At 64.5% G+C, this 18,450-nt stretch carries 19 protein-coding genes; 10 read left to right on the top strand and 9 right to left on the bottom strand.

Translation table 11 applies throughout. The features are described 5' to 3' along the window. Positions 1–33: 33 nt before the first annotated feature. The 4 genes from H7U20_RS03750 to H7U20_RS03735 all read right to left on the bottom strand — a co-directional run bounded on the left by H7U20_RS03750 (position 34) and on the right by H7U20_RS03735 (position 2,529). A complete protein-coding gene (locus H7U20_RS03750; protein WP_199518276.1) occupies positions 34–288 on the bottom strand; it encodes a YfhL family 4Fe-4S dicluster ferredoxin in 255 nt (84 codons plus the stop codon). 20 nt (positions 289–308) lie between these two features. Continuing rightward, on the bottom strand, positions 309–800 hold the full coding sequence (gene coaD / locus H7U20_RS03745; RefSeq protein WP_199518275.1) for a pantetheine-phosphate adenylyltransferase: 492 nt from the start codon (positions 798–800) through the stop codon (positions 309–311). Positions 801–912: 112 nt separating this feature from the next. Further along, positions 913–1,578 (bottom strand): 16S rRNA (guanine(966)-N(2))-methyltransferase RsmD, encoded by a 666-nt coding sequence (gene rsmD, locus H7U20_RS03740; RefSeq protein WP_199518274.1) that lies wholly within the window; start codon positions 1,576–1,578, stop codon positions 913–915. 54 nt (positions 1,579–1,632) lie between these two features. Further along, entirely contained in the window at positions 1,633–2,529 is an 897-nt protein-coding gene (locus tag H7U20_RS03735; RefSeq protein ID WP_233410480.1) for a DUF6279 family lipoprotein, read from the bottom strand. Positions 2,530–2,555: 26 nt separating this feature from the next. On the opposite strand from H7U20_RS03735, the gene glmU reads away from it, so the two are divergent. From glmU to H7U20_RS03700, 7 genes are all read left to right on the top strand, one after another. Further along, complete coding sequence (glmU, locus tag H7U20_RS03730; RefSeq protein WP_199518273.1) at positions 2,556–3,920, top strand: bifunctional UDP-N-acetylglucosamine diphosphorylase/glucosamine-1-phosphate N-acetyltransferase GlmU; 1,365 nt, start codon at positions 2,556–2,558, stop codon at positions 3,918–3,920. 570 nt (positions 3,921–4,490) lie between these two features. Continuing rightward, positions 4,491–5,012 (top strand): sigma-70 family RNA polymerase sigma factor, encoded by a 522-nt coding sequence (locus H7U20_RS03725; RefSeq protein ID WP_199518272.1) that lies wholly within the window; start codon positions 4,491–4,493, stop codon positions 5,010–5,012. Further along, a complete protein-coding gene (locus H7U20_RS03720) occupies positions 5,009–6,028 on the top strand; it encodes a FecR domain-containing protein (RefSeq protein WP_199518271.1) in 1,020 nt (339 codons plus the stop codon). Before H7U20_RS03725 ends, H7U20_RS03720 begins: the two co-directional genes overlap by 4 nt. A 361-nt stretch (positions 6,029–6,389) precedes the next feature. Continuing rightward, positions 6,390–8,882, top strand: coding sequence for a TonB-dependent siderophore receptor (locus H7U20_RS03715; protein ID WP_199518270.1), 2,493 nt, complete (start codon positions 6,390–6,392; stop codon positions 8,880–8,882). 8 nt (positions 8,883–8,890) lie between these two features. Next, a complete protein-coding gene (locus H7U20_RS03710; RefSeq protein WP_199518269.1) occupies positions 8,891–9,238 on the top strand; it encodes an iron transporter in 348 nt (115 codons plus the stop codon). After that, on the top strand, positions 9,235–10,998 hold the full coding sequence (locus H7U20_RS03705; protein WP_199518268.1) for a PepSY-associated TM helix domain-containing protein: 1,764 nt from the start codon (positions 9,235–9,237) through the stop codon (positions 10,996–10,998). The genes H7U20_RS03710 and H7U20_RS03705 overlap by 4 nt, the downstream gene beginning before the upstream one ends. After that, on the top strand, positions 10,998–11,339 hold the full coding sequence (locus tag H7U20_RS03700) for a DUF3325 domain-containing protein (protein WP_233410501.1): 342 nt from the start codon (positions 10,998–11,000) through the stop codon (positions 11,337–11,339). Before H7U20_RS03705 ends, H7U20_RS03700 begins: the two co-directional genes overlap by 1 nt. 326 nt (positions 11,340–11,665) lie before the next feature. Here the strand turns inward: H7U20_RS03700 and H7U20_RS03695 are convergent, their stop codons facing one another. Beyond that, a complete protein-coding gene (locus H7U20_RS03695; RefSeq protein WP_199518266.1) occupies positions 11,666–12,139 on the bottom strand; it encodes an Lrp/AsnC family transcriptional regulator in 474 nt (157 codons plus the stop codon). A gap of 171 nt (positions 12,140–12,310) precedes the next feature. On the opposite strand from H7U20_RS03695, the gene glmS reads away from it, so the two are divergent. Continuing rightward, on the top strand, positions 12,311–14,140 hold the full coding sequence (gene glmS, locus H7U20_RS03690) for a glutamine--fructose-6-phosphate transaminase (isomerizing) (protein WP_199518265.1): 1,830 nt from the start codon (positions 12,311–12,313) through the stop codon (positions 14,138–14,140). 83 nt (positions 14,141–14,223) lie between these two features. On the opposite strand, the gene H7U20_RS03685 is transcribed toward glmS, so the two are convergent. Continuing rightward, positions 14,224–14,709, bottom strand: coding sequence for a MarR family transcriptional regulator (locus tag H7U20_RS03685; RefSeq protein WP_199518264.1), 486 nt, complete (start codon positions 14,707–14,709; stop codon positions 14,224–14,226). After that, positions 14,702–16,033, bottom strand: a complete 1,332-nt coding sequence (locus tag H7U20_RS03680) for a S41 family peptidase (protein ID WP_199518263.1) — start codon at positions 16,031–16,033, stop codon at positions 14,702–14,704. The genes H7U20_RS03685 and H7U20_RS03680 overlap by 8 nt, the downstream gene beginning before the upstream one ends. A gap of 204 nt (positions 16,034–16,237) precedes the next feature. Between H7U20_RS03680 and H7U20_RS03675 the strand changes: the two genes are divergently transcribed. Beyond that, positions 16,238–17,101 (top strand): NRAMP family divalent metal transporter, encoded by an 864-nt coding sequence (locus H7U20_RS03675; RefSeq protein WP_458351863.1) that lies wholly within the window; start codon positions 16,238–16,240, stop codon positions 17,099–17,101. After that, on the top strand, positions 17,098–17,271 hold the full coding sequence (locus H7U20_RS31075; protein WP_458351862.1) for a hypothetical protein: 174 nt from the start codon (positions 17,098–17,100) through the stop codon (positions 17,269–17,271). Before H7U20_RS03675 ends, H7U20_RS31075 begins: the two co-directional genes overlap by 4 nt. Positions 17,272–17,380: 109 nt before the next feature. Here H7U20_RS31075 and H7U20_RS03670 read toward each other — a convergent pair whose 3' ends face one another. Next, on the bottom strand, positions 17,381–17,626 hold the full coding sequence (locus H7U20_RS03670) for a hypothetical protein (RefSeq protein ID WP_199518262.1): 246 nt from the start codon (positions 17,624–17,626) through the stop codon (positions 17,381–17,383). Positions 17,627–17,967: 341 nt separating this feature from the next. Then, positions 17,968–18,342: a RidA family protein gene (locus H7U20_RS03665; protein WP_199518468.1), complete on the bottom strand. Its 375-nt coding sequence runs from the start codon at positions 18,340–18,342 to the stop codon at positions 17,968–17,970. Positions 18,343–18,450: the final 108 nt, after the last annotated feature.

Here is an 18,450-nt window from a genome sequence, read left to right as displayed (position 1 = left end):
GCCCCCCCCCGCGGCGCTCAGGATGGCTGGCTGTCAGGGCTTGGCGGCCTGCAGGCGCTCGAACTTGGCGCGCAGTTCCGGCTCGCTCTCGCGCCAGGCCGGATTGAAGGGGATGCAGCTGACCGGGCAGACCTGCTGGCACTGCGGTTCGTTGAAGTGGCCAACGCACTCGGTGCACTTGTCCGGGTCGATCTCGTAAATTTCGACGCCCATGTAGATCGCGTCGTTCGGGCACTCGGGCTCGCACACGTCGCAATTGATGCAGTCGTCGGTAATCATTAATGCCATGGCAATACTCGCTAATTCGCTTACAGGTCCTGGTTGGCTGCGATCTTTTTCTGCAGCCAACGGTCGACCGATGGGAAAACAAACTTGGACACGTCGCCGCCCAGCATGGCGATCTCGCGCACGATGGTGCCGGAGATGAACTGGTACTGGTCGGACGGGGTCAGGAACAGGGTTTCGACGTCGGGCAACAGGTAGCGGTTCATGCCCGCCATCTGGAATTCGTATTCGAAGTCGGACACGGCGCGCAGGCCGCGCACGATGACGCGGGCGTCGTGCTCGCGCACGAAGTCCTTCAGCAGGCCGGAAAAGCTCTGCACCTTGACGTTCGGATAGTGGCCCAGCACCTCGTTGGCGATCGTCAGGCGTTCGTCGAGCGAGAAGAAGGGTTGCTTGTTCTTGCTGTCGGCCACGCCGACCACCAGCGTGTCGAACAGGCCGGACGCGCGGCGCACCAAATCTTCATGACCCCGGGTGAGCGGATCGAATGTTCCTGGATAAACGGCTACAACCATTGCGACTCCTACAGATGATGCACCAATATAGAACGCGCATTATGCCTGAAACACCCGGCATTGCCTAAATTTGGGGCAGTTTTCCGTGGTTTTGCGGGCCGTTATCGAAGATTCAAGCCGCCGCGCCCTTGTACCTGAGCAGGTGGAAGTGGACCATGCCGGCCTTGTCGGCGCGGATCACTTCCCACGGCGCCAGCCAGTCCGGCCGCGCCGCCTCGGCTTCGGCGCCGCTGTCCGTGTCGAGCGGCAGCGCCACGCCGGATTCGGCGTAGACCAGGCCGCCCTCCTTGAGCAACGGGGCGCACAGCGGCAGGATGCGGCTGAGGAAGTCCTGCTGGTAGGGCGGGTCGAGGAAGATCAGGTCGAAGCGCTGGCTGCGCGTGGCGGCCGACTGGGCCACGGCGAAGGCGTCGCCGCGCACGATCTGCACGGTGTCGGCCTTGAGTTTTTCCTGGATCACTTCGAGCTGGCGCACCACCGGGCTGTGGCTGTCGACCATCAGCACCGATTTGGCGCCGCGGCTGGCCGCCTCGAAGCCGAGCGCGCCGCTGCCGGCGAACAGGTCGAGCACCTGGGCCTCGACCCAGTTGGCGTTGCGCAGGTGGTTGATCCAGTTGAAGACGGTCTCGCGCACCCGGTCCGGCGTCGGCCGCAGGCCGAGCGCGGCCAACACCGGCAGCGGTGTGCGCTTCCAGGTGCCGCCGATGATGCGTACCTGGTTGCTGTGTTGAGGGCCGTGGACGGGGGTTTTTGCGGTTTTGGCGGGCTTCTTTTGCATGTGGCTAAGTCATTGATTCGTTGACGGCCACTATAGCATATGGGCTTTCGGGGCTTAGCGGGGCTCGGCCGCCAGGTGGTTGAAGTCGTCGATCCAGCCCTGCATGCGCTTGTTGGCGTGCGCCTTTTGCGCCGGCGTGGCCAGGCGGACCACCGTCAGCACCAGCTGAATGTTGGCCTCGTTGGAGGCGTCGAAGAAGGCCTTGCGTTCGGAATGTTCGAGGCGCTCGAAGGCGTCGAGGATCAGGCCGTGGATCTGCGCCATCGCCGCCTCCTTGCCGAGCTTGTCGCGCTGGATCTTTTGCACCAGGGCGAGAATGTTCTTTTGCCGGCGCATGCGTTCGTCGAGCCAGATCTCGTTGTCGAGCGGGCGCGCGTCGGAGGCCTTGCGGATGAGCTCCTCCTGCTCGCGGCTGAAGCTGCCGAACCACAGTTCGAATTGCTCCATCGACTTTTGGAAGCGGAATTTTTGCTGGCGCTCGCGGTCGCCCTTCATGTTCTTTTTGCGGAACTCGTCGTTGTTGGCGCTGAATTTCTTCTCCAGCTTGGCGATCTGCTCGGGCCGCAGCGAGCGCGCCAGCTCGGCCAGCTCGGGCAAGGCCTTGAACAGCAGCAACTGGGTGCGGCTTTTGATGTCCTTGTAGTCGGCCATCAGCTCGGCCGGGCCGGGATTGCCCTGCAACTGGCGCTGGGCGTTCTGCAACACCTGCACATAGTCGTGCAACTGGGTCTTGCGGTGCCAGGACAATAGACTGTCGATGTCCTTCTTGACCACGGCCTTTTGATCGGCGTTGAAGTCGATATAGGCGTCCAGCCACCAATACAGCAGGGTGTCGCCATGGTCGTAGGCCAGCCGCAGGGAACTGCAGCCGGCCAGCGCCAGCAGGCCGACGACGAGTAAATAGCGCCGGGCGCGGCGGAACCAGCTGTGCTGCATGTTAGACTTTGTCATATCCTCAACTTAGTGAACTCTCGACCATGAATGTTGTCATTCTCGCCGCCGGCATGGGCAAACGCATGCAATCGGCGCTGCCAAAAGTGTTACATCCGCTGGCGGGCAAGCCGCTGTTGTCGCATGTGATCGATACAGCGCAGAGCCTGTCTCCGAGCCGATTATGCGTGATTTATGGGCATGGGGGCGCCGCGGTGCTTGAGCTGCTGGCGCGCCGGCCGGAAACCATCGCCGCCGCGCTGCAGGAGCCGCAGCTGGGCACCGGCCACGCCGTGCGGCAGGCGCTGCCGGAACTCGACGAGAACGTGCCGACCTTGATCCTGTACGGCGACGTGCCGCTGACCAGCGTCGCCGCGCTGCGGGCTCTGGTGGCCGCCGCCGGCCCGGACCAGCTGGCCATCCTGACGGTCGAGCAGGACGATCCCTTCGGCCTGGGCCGCATCGTCCGCGAGAACGGCAAGATCGTCCGCATCGTCGAGCAAAAGGACGCCAACGAGGCCGAACGGGCCATCCGCGAGATCAACAGCGGCATCATGGTCGCGCCCACCGCGCGCCTGAAGCAGTGGTTGGGCGCGCTGCAGAACAACAACGCCCAGGGCGAGTTCTACCTGACCGACATCGTCGCCATGGCCGTGGCCGACGGTGTTTCGGTGGTCTCGGCGCAGCCGTCGGCGGTGTGGGAAGTGGCCGGCGTCAACAGCAAGGTGCAGCTGGCCGAGCTCGAACGCATCCACCAGGGCAACATCGCCCGCCGCCTGCTGGAACAGGGCGTCACCCTGCTCGACCCGGCGCGCCTCGACGTGCGCGGCGAGCTGATCTGCGGTCGCGATGTCAGCATCGACGTCGGCTGCATCTTTGAGGGCAAGGTCGAGTTGGCCGACGGCGTCAGCATCGGCGCCCACAGCGTCATCGTCAACGCCCGCATCGGCGCCGGCGCCAACATCAAACCGTTCTGCCACATCGAGCAGGCGGTGGTCGGCGCCGCTTCGATCATCGGACCGTATGCGCGCCTGCGCCCGGGCACCGAGCTGGCCGAGGACGTCCACATCGGCAACTTCGTCGAGATCAAGAACAGCCAGATCGCCGCGCACAGCAAGGCCAACCACCTGGCCTACGTGGGCGACGCCACCGTCGGTTCGCGCGTCAACATCGGCGCCGGCACCATCACCTGCAATTACGACGGCGCCAACAAGTTCCGCACCGTGATCGAGGACGACGCCTTCATCGGCAGCGACAGCCAGCTGATCGCCCCGGTCACCGTCGGCAAGGGCGCCACCCTGGGCGCCGGCACCACCCTGTCGAAGGACGCGCCGGCCGGCCAGCTGACCATTTCGCGCGCGCGCCAGGTCAGCATCGAAGGCTGGACCCGTCCGGTCAAGGTCAAAAAGTAAGCTCGCGCATGGCGGCCACAGGCCGCCAGCGATCGCAACGGCGCCTTCGGGCGCCGTTTTTCATTGTGGGCATTGTGGATAAGCATGTGGAAAAGCCTGCGAACAAGGCTGGGATAAGCGCGGGATAACTTTTTCCCGGAATGATGCTATCGATTTTGCTTGTGAGTAAGTCTGTGGGTAAGTGGTGAAAAAGCAGGGGGCAAGCCTTGCATAAGTTTGCCATTGGCAGATGCCGCCGCCAGTCCACATCGGCCCGGCCATGGCGCAGGGAGCTCATCCCATCGAAAACAGGGGAATGTGAACAACTCTGTGCATAAGCGGTGGAACAAGGCGCGGATAAGTGGTGCGCAAGCTGAGGATAAGTCCCTTTGGCGCGCGGCCGGATTTTCCTCCTGTGCATAAACATGTGGAAAACCATGCGCAAAGCAGCTGAATAAGGCTTGAACAAGTCGCTCTTTGGCGATAATTCGGTGTTTTTTCACCCGGGCTGTGATTGATCGCAATAGTTCCCGCGCTTTTGCAAGTTTGTTATAATTGAGAATAATTCTCATTCAAATAAATCGCCAAGCCGTGTCCGCCCAAGAACTCGCCGCCCGCAACGACCTCAGCAGCATGTATGTGGATCACCACGGCTGGCTGGTCGGATGGTTGCGCCGCAAGCTCAACGGTGCCGACCAGGCCATCGACCTGGCGCAGGACACCTTCCTGCGCATCCTCTGCCAGCCCGAGCCCAAACGGGTGGTGCCGCAGGAGCCGCGCGCCTATCTAACCACCGTGGCGCGCCGCTTGCTGATCAACCATGTGCAGCGGCAGGCGCTGGAGCAGGCCTATCTGGACGTGCTGGCCCAGTTGCCGGAGGCGCACACGCCGTCGCCGGAGGCGCGTCTGCTGATGCTGGAGACCCTGCACGAGATCGACCGCATGCTCGACGGCCTGGCGCACAAGGCGCGCGAAGCCTTCCTGCTGTCGCAACTGGAGGGGCTGGGCTATGCCGCCATCGCCCAGCGGCTCGCCGTGACCGAGCGCACCGTCAAGCGCTATATGGCGGCAGCGTTCGAACAGTGCATCCTGCTGGTGGCGGCGGACGCATGAGCCGGCAGCCTTCGGCCGACCTGCCGGGCAGCGCGTGCGCCAAGGCGCCGCTCAGTGCGCGCGCGGCCAAGGAGGCGGCGCAATGGCTGACCCGCCTGCATGCCGGCGCGATGACGGCGGCCGAGCAGCGCCGCTGCGACGCCTGGCGGCAGAGCGATCCCGAACACGAGCGAGCCTGGCGCCGCGCCGAGCTGGTGGCGCACAAGCTCGGTCTGGTGCCGGCCGCCGTCGCCCTGCCGACGCTGCGCCGCGCCGATCCTAGCCAGCGGCGCAACGCCATCAAGACACTGGCGCTGCTGGTCTGTGCCGGGCCGCTGGGCTGGACCGCCTGGCGCGCCGCGCCGTGGGACGAATGGACGGCCGACGTGCGCACCGCCAGCGGCGAGCGGCGCAGCGTGACGCTGCCCGACGGCAGCCGCGTCACCCTCAACACCGCCAGCGCGCTCGACGTACGCTTCGACGGCACGGCGCGCCGCCTGTTGCTGCGCGCCGGCGAAATCCTGTTGCAGACCGCGCCGGAGCGGGCCGCGCGCCCCTTCCTGCTCGAATGCGCCCACGGCGTGCTGGAGCTGTTCGGCGCCCGTCTGGTGCTGCGCCAGCACGCGGCGCGCGGTCGGCAGGCGGCGCACAGCAGCGTGGCCGTGTTGCAAGGTTCGGTGCGGCTCAGGCCATCCGATGGGGCAAGCGCGGCGGCGCCCGTGACACTGTTGGCCGGCCAGCAGGCGCGCTTCGACGCCAACGGCCTGAGCGGCGACATCGAAGCGCTGGCGCCCGGCGCCGGCTCCTGGGCCGACGGCGTGTTGTACGCCGAACAAATGCCGTTGGCCGACTTCCTCGCCGAGCTGGCGCGCTACCGCCCCGGCCTGTTGCGCTGCGACCCGGCCGTGGCCGGTTTGCGCGTGTCCGGCGCCTTCCAGCTGCGCGACACCGACAAGATCCTGCAAGCGCTGGCCGCCACCCTGCCGCTGCGCATCGCCCGCCACACCCGCTACTGGGTCACCGTCGGACCGGCCTAACCCCCCGCGCCCCGGGGTCAGTGCCGACATTCGGACACGAGCTCAAGCAGGGTGCCAGTCAAAACGGCAACATTTGTCCATTTGTCGGCACTGACCCCGGCTTTCCGCCTCCGCACGGGACCCGGGGTCAGTGCCGACATTTGGACACGAGCTCAAGCAGTGCGCCAGTCAAAACGGCAACATTTGTCCATTTGTCGGCACTGACCCCGGCTCGCTGCTGACCCCGGCTCGCGGCTTGCGCGCGCACCAGCGCCAGCAAAAAAACAGCGCTGGCGATGTCCCCTTTTCCGATCTCGCCGGTCAACCAATACAGGAGCACCACTTCATACCCATTGTTTTCATTTTGCAGAAAGACTTCGTCATGGCATATCCCCACCCCGTTTTCTCCCGACTCACGCTGGCGCTGGCCGGCGCCGGCGTTGTTGCTGTGCTGGCCGCCGCGCCCGCCGCCGCCGCCAACAAGAGCTACCACATCGCCGCCGGCCCGCTGAGCCCGGCACTGTCGCTGTTCGCCGGCAGCGCCGGCGTCACCTTCGCCTCCGATCCGGCGCTGACGGCCGGCCTGAGCACGCGCGGCCTGCAGGGCCAGTTCGGCGTGGCCGACGGCTTCGCCCGCCTGCTCGAGGGCAGCGGCCTGGAGGCGGTGCCGCGCGGCAGTGACGCCGACGTGTATGTGCTGCGCAAGGCCATCGCGGCCGCGCCCGCCAGCGCCAAGCAGGCCGCCGCCGCCAATGCCAGCGCAGACGCGGTGATGGCCCAGGTCACCGTGACCGGCCAGGGCCTGGGCAGCGGCACCGAGGGCAGCGGCTCCTACACCAGCGGCGCGATGAAGACGGCGCTGCGGATGGACATGTCGATCCGCGACACGCCGCAGTCGGTCAGCGTCATCACCCGAGCCCGCATGGACGACATGGGCCTGCGCCGCCTCGACGACGCGCTGGCGCAGACCACCGGGGTGATGGTCGGCCAGATGGACAGCGAGCGCACCAAGTTCTACGCGCGCGGCTTCGACATCAACAACGTGCAGGTCGACGGCATGCCGCAGGGCGCCAACGCGCCGCTGTCGGACACCGTGCTGTACGACCGCATCGAAGTGCTGCGCGGCGCCAGCGGCCTGATGGGCGGCACCGGCGACCCGTCGGCCGCCATCAACATGGTGCGCAAGCGCCCCGGCCGCACCCTGCAGGGCAGCGCCGGCCTGGTGTTGAGCCGCTGGAACGACCGCCGCGTCGAGGTCGACCTGTCGGTGCCGCTGAACGCCGACGCCAGCGTGCGCGGCCGCACCGCCCTGGCCTATTCGGACCGCGACTCCTTCCTCGACATGTACCACGAGCGCAAGACCGTCGGCATGGCCATCGTCGAGGCCGACCTCGGCCCGCGCACCCTGCTGACCGCCGGCGTCGACTTCCAGCACAACACGCCGAAGGGCGCCACCTGGGGCGCGGTGCCGTATTGGAATTCCAACGGCGAGCTGGCCAACCTGCCGCGCAACTTCAGCCTGACGGCGCCGTGGAGCACCTGGGCCAACCAGCAGCACACCCTGTTCGGCTCGGTCGAGCAGCGCCTGGAAAACGGCTGGAAGCTGCATCTGGGCTACGCCCGCAACGACAGCCGCAACAACACCACCGTCGTCAACGGCGGCGCCGGCTACCCCAACCCGGTCACCGGCGAGGGCATGACCTTGTGGAGCGGCATCTGGGGCGAGGGCAAGTCGGTCAGCGACAACGCCGACCTGTACGCCACCGGCCCGTTTTCCCTGCTGGGACGGCGCCACGTGCTGATCGCCGGCTGGAACGGCAGCCGCCAGGTCAACAACTCCTACGGCGGCGAGGCGCAGCACAGCTATCCCGACGCGATCCCCGACTACCGCAACTGGACCGGCAACATCCCCCGGCCGACCTTCACGCCGGACGGCAGCCGCGACGAGACCACCACCCGCCTGGGCGGCGGCTACCTGGCCGGCCGCTTCAACCTGGCCGATCCGCTGACGCTGATCCTCGGCGCGCGCCTGAGCAACTACCGCACCGAGACCGAGTCCTACAACAGCGCCGGCGCGCGCACCGGCAGCAGCGGCTTCGCCGAGAGCAAGAACGAGATGACGCCCTATGTCGGCGCGGTCTACGACCTGAGCCAGCAATTGTCGGCCTACGCCAGTTACACCACGCTGTTCAACCCGCAGACCGCGCGCGACAAGGAAAACCGCTTCCTCAAGCCGGAGACTGGCACCAACGCCGAGCTGGGCATCAAGGGCGAGTTCTTCGACGCCAAGCTGAACGCCTCCGCCGCCCTGTTCCGCACCTTGAAGAAGAACCTGGCCGAGCTCGACCAGACGGTGCCGCGCGGCTTCCTGCTGCCCGACGGCAGCCAGCCCCAAGTGGCCAACGGCGACGGCATCACCGTGCGCGGCGTCGAGTTCGACCTGTCCGGCCAGGTCACGCCGGACTGGAACGTCAACGCCGGCCTGACCCTGCTCGACGCCGCCGAGGCCGACGGCTCGCGCGCCGTCACCACCCAGCCGCGCCAGCTGCTGCGCCTGTCCACCTCGTATGCGCTGGGCCGCCTGGTGCCGGGCCTGAAGGTGGGCGGCGGCATCACCGCGCAGAGCGCCATCTACGGCGAGTCCTGGTACGGCCGGCCTTCGGCGCCTAAGGATGCGCCGAAGGCGCGGCTGAACCAGGCCGGCTACGCGCTGGTCAACTTGATGGCCTCGTATGACATCCAGCCGCGCCTCAACGTCCAGCTCAACGTCTCCAATCTGCTCGACAAGAAGTACTACCGCAACGTCGGCTTCTACGACAGCGTGTTGTGGGGCGAGCCGCGCAATATCTCGCTGTCGCTGCGCAGCAAGTTCTGAGGGCTTCCATGAGTGCATTGCATACGCATCGGCAGGAACCAACAAAGGGCTGGTTGCGGCGGCCCCATCCGGTGCTGTCGCGCACCGTCGCCGGCCTGTGCGGCGGCTATCTGCTGGCATCGGCCGGCGCCATTCTGGTGACCGCCCTGTGCGCCGGTGGTGGCGGCGACGGCAAGTCTGGCGGCGACGCCATGCTGGCCGGCGCACTGGTCGGTATGGCTCTCTACGTGCTGGCGATCATATGGGCCTTCGCCACCGGCAGCGCGGCGCGCGCCTGGGGCGGCATGCTGCTGGCCACCGCGTTGCTGGGCTTGCCCGGCTTGCTGCTGCTGGCGCTGCCCGGCGGTGTGGCATGACGGCCGCCGTCAAGGTGCAGGGAGCGCCGGCGCCGACGCCCGAGGCCAAGGCCGCCGGCCCGCTTACCGGCGCGGCCGCAGCCCAGGCCGACGCCAAGTCCGCAGCCAAGTCCGCAGCCAAGTCCGCAGCCAAGGCCGGCGTGCCGGCCCAGCCCGGCCTGCGCCAGCGCATGGCCTGGTTGCACACCTGGGGCGGCCTGTGGTTCTGCTGGCTGGCCTACGCGATCTTTTTGACCGGCACGCTGAGCGTCTTCGTCGAACCGCTGACGCGCTGGATGAAGCCGGAGCTGGCGCTGGTGTCGGCGCGGCCGGTGGCGGTGCCGACCGAGCCGGGCGCCGCCATCGAACACGGCCTGCGCTTCCTGCGCCAGCGCGCGCCGGACAGCCGCCTGTGGGAGATGTGGCCGCGCGCCGGCCAGGACAGCATGATGGTCTACTGGATGGACCAGCACGACCGCTACGCCGACGCGCGCCTGTCCGTGGCCACCGGCGCCGAGTTGCCGACCGAGCAAGGCGCCGGCCGCGACACGCTGGGCGGCAACCACTTCGTCGAGTTCCACCACGAGCTGCACGCCGGCCGCGCCGGCCTGTGGATCGTCGGCGCCGCCTCGGCGGCGATGCTGGTGGCGCTGATCTCCGGCGTCATCACGCACAAGCGCATCTTCAAGGACTTCTTCACCTTCCGGCCCGGCAAGGGACAGCGCTCCTGGCTCGACGCCCACAACGCGCTCGGCGTGTTGACCCTGCCCTTCCTGTTCATGATCGTCTACAGCGGCCTGGCGATCAGCTGGCCGACCTACATGCCGGCGGTCAAGCTGGCGCCGCTGCTGCGCGGCGACGGCAGCGCCAGGCCGGCCATCGAGAGCGACTCGCCCGCCGGCCGCGCGCGCAACGGCCAGCCCGGCGTGCTGACGCCGCTGGCGCCGTTGGTGCGCGCCGCCGAAACGGCGCTGAACAGCCCGACCTTCGCGCTGGTGGTGCACCATCCCGGCGACGCCGCGATGACGGTCGAAGTCTACGGCGAGGTCAACCCGGCCAACCAGCGCGGCAAGCTGTTCAGCACGCGCGGCATGATCGAGTACGACGGCGTGAGCGGCGCGCAGCGCTCGGTGCGCCCGGCCCACCAGGCGCCGGACGGCGTCGCCCGCACCGCCATGTCCGGCATGGACGAGCTGCACCGCCTGCACTTCGCCGACGCCGCCGTGCGCTGGTTGTACTTCGTCTCCGGCCTGGCCGGCACGGCGATGATGGCCAGCGGCGCCATCCTGTTCATGGTCAAGCGGCGGCAAAAGTCGCAGCGCGAGTTCGGCGCCGCCACGCCGCGCGTCTACCGCCTGATCGAAACGCTCAACATCGCCTCGATCAGCGGACTGGCCGTGGCCTGCATCGGCTTCCTGTGGGCCAACCGCCTGCTGCCGCTCGACTTGGTCGAACGCCACGAGTGGGAGGTCACGGCCTTCTTCGGCGTTTGGCTGCTCACCTTGTTGCACGCGGCCTGGCAACCGGGCCTGCGCGGCTGGATACAGCAGTTGCTGGCGGCGGCGGCGCTGTGCCTGGCCCTGCCGCTGTTGAACTGGATCAGCACCGGCGACCAGCTGCTCGCCTATCTGCAGCGTGGCGACTGGCAGCGTGCCGGCGTCGAGCTGACGTCGCTGGCCTTCGGCGGGCTGTTCCTGCTGGCGGTGCGACAGGTGCGCGCCCGCGCCGCGCTGGCGGCGGCCACGTCGGCCACCACGGCGGCCGGAAAGGCGGGTGCGTGATGGCGCTCTGGTTCACCATCATCGCCGGTCTCGGCCTCTGCTACGCCGGCATGACCGGCCTGGCGCTGGCGCTCGACCGCCACCACCGCCAGCTGCGCGGCGGCGATTGTCCGGCCCGCCTGGGCATGCTGCTACGCGCGGTCAGCGCCGCCCTGCTGCTGCTGGCGCTGCTGTCCTGCATCCAGTATTGGGGCGTCGGCGCGGGTATCGCCGCCTGGTTGGGCTGTTTGACGGTGGGCGCATTCCTGTTCATCGGTTTGCTGCCCTACGCGCCGCGTGCGGCGACCCTGCTGGCGCTGGTAGGCGGGCTGGCAGGCCTGATGGCTGCTGGCTTTAGCTGATTTTTAGCCTGTGGATAAACCTGTGAGCAAGCTTGTGAGTAGGCTTTTCATAACCCCGGTATAAGCCCGTGCACAAGCTGGGGAAATGCCAGGGATAAGCCCATGGATAACTCGGTGTAAAACTATTGGGTAAGCCGTGTATAAGCGCAGGAAAGACTGTGAATAGCCTGGGGGTAAGTCTGTATAACTTGTCTTCCCACCCTTTGTGCGAAGGCGCCGGCGGCCATCAAACCACCCAACGGCAGAGAGCCGGGGTCAGACCCCTCGGGGTCTGACCCCAGATTGCGCCGTTGGGTTTTCTTAGCTCAGCTGCGCGCGCGCCCCCCTCACACCGCGATGCGCGTCTCGAACTTGCTGCGGAAGGTGGAGAAATAGGCTTTGACATTGCGCACATTGGTCTGCGTGGCGAACAGCCGGTGCGCCAGCGCGTGGTAGGCCGGCATGTCGACCACCTGGACGATCAGCACGAAATCCGGCCCCGGCGCGACGCGGTAGCATTGCAGCACGGCCGCCTCGGCCGCCACATGCTGCTCGAACTCGCTCATGCGCTCGGCCGCCTGCACATCCAATGTGATCTCGACGATCGCGCTCAGCCGCGCCCCCACCTTCTCCGGCGCGACAATGGCCACCTGGCGCTCGATCACCCCGCTCTCGGTCAGCTGCTTGACGCGGCGTAGGCAGGTCGGCGCCGAAACGTGGACGGCCAGCGCCAGCTCGCCGTTGGTTTGCGACGCGTCAAGTTGCAGCGCGTTCAGGATGCGACGATCTATTTCGTCCAGCGGCGTGGTCTGGGTGCTCATGGTGTGATGAATCCGTAAAAATAATTCAATAAAATGAAATAATATTTCATCGATATCGAGCGATGAAATATTCTTTCAAATATACATGAATTATGAAAGCATATTTCACGACCTCTGCACTACGATGCCTGCATTGCAAAAAAATTCAACTCATACAACGAAGAGGTTCCTATGTGCGGCATCGTCGGCGCGGTAGCGCAACGCAACATCACCCCCATCCTGCTGGAAGGCCTCAAGCGCCTCGAATACCGCGGCTATGACTCCTGCGGCGTCGCCCTGCACGTCAACGGCCAGTTGCAGCGCTCGCGCAGCACCTCGCGCGTGGCCGACCTTGAGCAGCAGATGCGCGAGACCGGCCTGGAAGGTTTCACCGGCATCGCCCACACCCGCTGGGCCACGCACGGCGCGCCGGCCACCCACAACGCCCACCCGCACTTCTCGCCCAGCACCGAGCAGGCCCGCATCGGCCTGGTGCACAACGGCATCATCGAAAACCACGACGAGCTGCGCGCCGAACTGAGCGCCCTCGGCTACGTGTTCCAGAGCCAGACCGACACCGAAGTGATCGCCCACCTGGTCGACCACATGTACAACGGCGACCTGTTCGACACCGTGCAGCAGGCCGTCAAGCGCCTGCACGGCGCCTACGCCATCGCCGTGTTCAGCCGCGAGGAGCCGCACCGCGTGGTCGCCGCGCGCCAGGGCTCGCCGCTGATCGTCGGCATCGGCAAGGGCGAGAACTTCGTCGCCTCCGACGCCATGGCGCTGGCCGGCACCACCGACCAGATCATCTACCTGGAAGAAGGCGACGTGGTCGACCTGCAACTGAACCGCGTCTGGATCGTCGACGTCGACGGCAAGCCGGTCGAGCGCGAAGTCAAGACCGTGCACGCCCACACCGGCGCGGCCGAGCTCGGCCCTTACCGCCACTACATGCAGAAGGAAATCTTCGAGCAGCCGCGCGTCATCGGCGACACCCTCGAAGGCGTCACCGGCATCATGCCCGAGCTGTTCGGCGACGGCGCCTACGCCGTGTTCAAGCAGATCGACCGCGTGCTGATCCTGGCCTGCGGCACCAGCTACTACTCCGGCCTGACCGCCAAGTACTGGATCGAATCGGTGGCCAAGATCCCCGTCAACGTCGAGATCGCCAGCGAATACCGTTACCGCGACAGCGTGCCGCATCCCAACACCCTGGTGGTGACCATTTCGCAGAGCGGCGAGACGGCCGACACGCTGGCCGCGTTGAAGCACGCGCGCGGCCTGGGCATGGAGCACACCTTGACCATCTGCAACGTGGCGACCAGCGCCATGGTGCGCGAGTGCAAGCTGTCCTACATCACCCGCGCCGGCGTTGAAGTCGGCGTCGCCTCGACCAAGGCCTTCACCACCCAGCTGGCCGCGCTGTTCCTGCTGACCCTAACCCTGGCCCAGATCAACGGCCGCCTGAGCGAAGAGGAAGAGGCGGCCCACCTGAAGGCGATGCGCCACCTGCCCGTGGCGATCGCCGCCGTGCTGGCGCTGGAACCGCAGATCATCGCCTGGGCCGACGACTTCGCCCGCAAGGAAAACGCGCTGTTCCTCGGCCGTGGCATGCACTACCCGATCGCCCTGGAAGGCGCGCTGAAGCTCAAGGAGATTTCCTACATCCACGCCGAGGCCTACCCCGCCGGCGAACTCAAGCACGGCCCGCTGGCCCTGGTCACCGAGGAGATGCCGGTCGTCACCATCGCGCCGAACGACAGCCTGATCGAGAAGCTCAAGTCGAACATGCAGGAAGTGCGCGCGCGCGGCGGTCAGCTGTACGTGTTCGCCGACGTCGACTCGCGCATCACCTCGGGCGAGGGCGTGCACGTGATCCGTTTGCCGGAGCACTACGGCCTGCTGTCGCCGATTTTGCACGTGGTGTCGTTGCAGCTGCTGGCCTACCACTCGGCGCTGGCGCGCGGCACGGATGTGGACAAGCCACGCAATTTGGCAAAGTCGGTGACGGTGGAGTAAGCGCGGCGGTTGGCCTGACCAGGTGTAGACGAACAATAAAGTCGGACACAAGGCAGGCTTGCCGCGATGCTTTCGCGGACGTCTTATATCGGCCAATTTATGCGTTCGTCAAGCGGCCTCTCATTGAGCGCATCGGCGGCCCTATCCACGAATTGCCTGACGTCCCCCACCTCGGCAAATAACCCAGCATAGGCCGCCCGAATGAGGACCGTGCATTGCTCGAATTTTGCAAGTTGCGACAAGCCTTCATCAGTAGGCATGAATATCCGTCGCCGGGCATCGTCGTCATCGTTCCGATGCCGTATGAGGCCCAGGCGGACCAGCTTTGGTATCTTTTGCATGACCAACTGATGCGAATGTCCGAGTTCGCGCGCCAGATCGGCGGCCGAGGCCGCGCCGCGCATCGCAAGAACAGTCATCAGCGAACAGGAACGAACCGGGATGACGATCCCCATCGTATCGAAGACCATCTGCGATTGCTCGGCGATCAGGACGCTCAGCCGTTCGACAGCGCGTCCGAGAAACACGACGTCATCAATCGAGGCCGGATTATGTTTAGCCTCAGTCAAGGCGCTTGTACGACTGAATGCTGCCGTCCTTGTTCACGCGTTCCAGCGCCACCACTTTTCCGTGTACGGCATTCAGGCGATATCGAAAATCCGACACCCCTTCCACTGCGAGCAGGTTGGGACCGATCGGCTCCAGCGCGACCCGCAACCGATCGCGCCAGATATAGTAGAGCGTGCCATTGTCGAGGACGATCTGGCGACCTTCATATTTTCCGGCGGCTTTACGCGCTATGTCGGCATCGACGTGCGGGCGCTGGATACCTGCGGTTAAGGTCGGCAGCAGCCAAGCGAGTTCGGTTCGCCTTGCGTCATCGGTCTTCGCCAAATTTTCGAGCGCCAGCTTGTGCGCCAGCGGCAGCGCCAGAATGGAGGGGCTTTGAATATCGGGTTGCACCCCGACTCCTTCAAAATCGCCATGGTCCACCGGGTCCTTGATCTGGCCGATCGGTACTTGCACAAAAAAATCGTCGTTGACCGGCTTACGTGCGACCGGATGCGCTCCGCCGGCGGTCCGCTCGCCGATCAGGGTCGCTCGCCCGAGCTTTTTCATCGCATAGGAAAACCATTCTGCGGAGGAAAACGACGTGGAACCAGTCAGGATATAGACTGGCTTGTCCACCATGCGCTTGCCGGGCAGGCCGGGCAGAACCCATTGCCCGCGCTCGACCCGCTTGCCATCTTCGTTGTAATAGTAATCGAATAGCAGCTGGTCCTTCTCGTTGGAGAAGAAATAGCTCGCTAGAAATTGCGCCATTTCCAGATGGCCGCCATTGTTGTAGCGCAAATCGATGATAACGGCGTCCGTATTGCCGACGAAGCGCATCACGGACGCCGCAGTGTCGTAGGCAAGTTCCGGATCGGCAAAATAGCTGAATCGTATATAACCGATATTTCCCTTCAGGCGAGCGACCTCGTCGAAACCGAAATTGGTCTCCTCCAACCTGCTCGTTTCTTCCTTTCGTATCTTGGCCTTGAGCGCCGTGTTGCCCTTCACCTTGAATTCCGCGATCCATTTTGGGTCGACACCCACAAAGAAATGATGGTCGCCGCTGACTTTGACCAGATCATCGGTAAGCTTGCCCGCGAACTCTTCCTTCGTGGTCGCCGCGTCATAGTCTCCCTTTTTCAGATGCTCCTCCAGTACCGGCGCAATTTTTTGGGCGATGTCCGGAAACGCGTAGTTCACAGTCAAGGTGCTATTAAGGGACGCGATGATCACGCGCTTTTCGTCTCGCGAGATGCCCGGGACCTCAGCAAAAGCACCCGATGCACAAATCATCGAGAGCGCGGCCAGCGTTTGAAGTAGTGAAAGGTGATATCGCATTTTGATGTTTTCCCTTAGTGAAACCCAATCGTACAACATATTGTGCAATATGTTGTAAAAAAAAGATGCGCGCTGATTATTTCCCGCTGTTGGCCCGGCGGCGCCGGCTCGCCAGGGTGATAAGCCGGCTTGGTTAGAATGCGCACAGTAACTGCCCAAACAGTCGCGTAATTTGTTAGGAAGACTCAACATTTACTGACAACCATGCACGCACCGGATTCCACCGTCGCCGACGCCGCGACCGCCGCCGTCGCCAAATCGGACGCCGCCGCGCCAAATTCCTGGATCGACGAATTGGGCCCCGGCCTGATCGCCGGGGCCGCCGACGACGATCCCAGCGGCATCGCCACCTATTCGCAAGCGGGCGCCCAGTTCGGCTTCGGCATGCTGTGGACCCTAGTGCTGACCTATCCGCTGATGGTGGCGATCCAAAATGTCAGCGCCAGGATCGGCCGCGTTACGGGCCACGGCCTGGCCACCAATATCCGCCGCCACTACCCGGCGGCCCTGCTGTTTCCGCTGGTCGGTTTGCTGTTGCTGGCCAATACCATCAATATCGCCGCCGACGTCGCCGCCATGGGCGACGCCATGACCCTGGTGGCGGGCGGCAAGGCGCACTGGTATGCCGTGCTGTTTGGCCTGGTCAGCGTGCTGCTGCAGGTCTTCGTACCCTACAGCCGCTACGTCAAGGTGCTCAAATGGCTGACCCTCGCCTTGCTGGCCTACGTCGCCACCGCGTTTGTGGTCGATATTCCCTGGCGCCGGGTGCTGAGCGAGGGCATGGTCTTGCCCACGCTGCCGTGGAAAAAGGAGTACATCACGACCATTGTCGCCGTGTTCGGCACCACCATCAGCCCTTACCTGTTTTTCTGGCAAGCCTCGCAGGAAGTGGAAGATTTGCGGGCCGACGATAGCGCCTTTCCCCTCAAAAAGGCACCGAGACAAGCGCGCGCCGGCTACGCCCGCATCGACCGCGACACCTACATTGGCATGGGTTTCTCGAACATGGTCGCCTTTTTCATCATGTTGACCACCGCCGTCACCCTGCACCTGACTGGAGTGCGGTGATCAATGGCATCATCTCGATCCCCGTCATGGCGGTGATGATGCTGATGGCGGCCCGCTCGGACGTCATGGGCCGGCTGGTGATTTCCAGGCGCTTAAAGGTGATGGGCTGGTTGTGCACGGCTGTAATGACAGCAGCCGTGCTGGCGATGGCGTTTACGCAATTTCTATAAACGAATACGTCGAATCCTAGGACGCGGGCGCGATTGAATCCGCAGCCAAAAGCAGACGTCTACCCCACGTCAAGGTTGCAGTTCGAAATCCATGGTTTGGACTTTGCCATCATGGGAAGGTCAAGTCCAAACCGAGCATCCTGCTAAGGGTGACGGTGAGGAGCCCCAGGCCCAGGAGCGATAGCACGAAGACTGCGGCCACAATGCCGCCCGCGCGTAGCACCGCGCGCTTCTCCTTCGCCTGATCGTTCCCCTTCTTCTCTTGATCGTAATGCCACTTGATGGCGAAGAACATGCCCGTGCCGAGCACGAGAACCTTGAACGTAACGAAGACTACAGGGATCCAATCCATCATTTTGAGTATTTCCAGGCCTATTACTTGACATTATCTATCGTGAGGAGCACTACCTCAAAACGCTGCTTCAGCAGCTTCATTTTTTGTTCAACCCATCCCCCCAGGCATCCCGCTTGAATCTTTCATTACAGCTAGCTATGAAATAACAATGGCATCCAGCGGAGTGATGCGCTGAATGCCGATGAGAGAGGAGAAAACGTCAGCGACTGCCGTGCAAGGATGGTGTTGCTGTACGCTCTCCGGCATACTACTTAAAAGCAATTTCCATACATTGAGACAAAATGGGGAAATTGGTCGCGCATACACAACCGCCATGCGAACCGCCTGCGTGACCTCGACGATCAGGCGCCGGCGGCGCTCGACATCCCCGCCATAGCGGTCGGACGGACAGCGGCGATGGCCTCGATCTCTATCATCGCCGCAGGATCATACAGGGCCTTGATTTCGGCAATTGTGTCGGCCGGATAGGGCGCCGCGAAGAACTGACGGCGGAGTTCCACAACCTCCTTGAAGTTGCCCATATCGGTCAGGAAGATCGTCACCTTGATGACGTCTTTCAGGCCCGAGCCGCCGGCTTCGAGCGCGCGCTGGAGGTTGGCAAACGCCTGCTCTCCTTGGGCGCGGAAACCTCCGTCGACAATTTTGCCATCGTCGCCGGCGCCCGCTTGACCGGAGACGAACAGCAAATCGCCGAATTTGATCGCTTGAGAAAGCAGGTAGGGTTGGTAATTTGCTGTGGTCTAATTTGCCTGGACACCTCAATAGGTGGAAAATCCACCATCTGAGGAGTGATACATGGCAACAAGAAAGCGAAAGACATTCGA

This window comes from Rugamonas violacea, from assembly GCF_016461825.1.
GTDB lineage: Bacteria > Pseudomonadota > Gammaproteobacteria > Burkholderiales > Burkholderiaceae_D > Rugamonas.
This window is presented reverse-complemented; position numbering and strand designations above follow the sequence as displayed.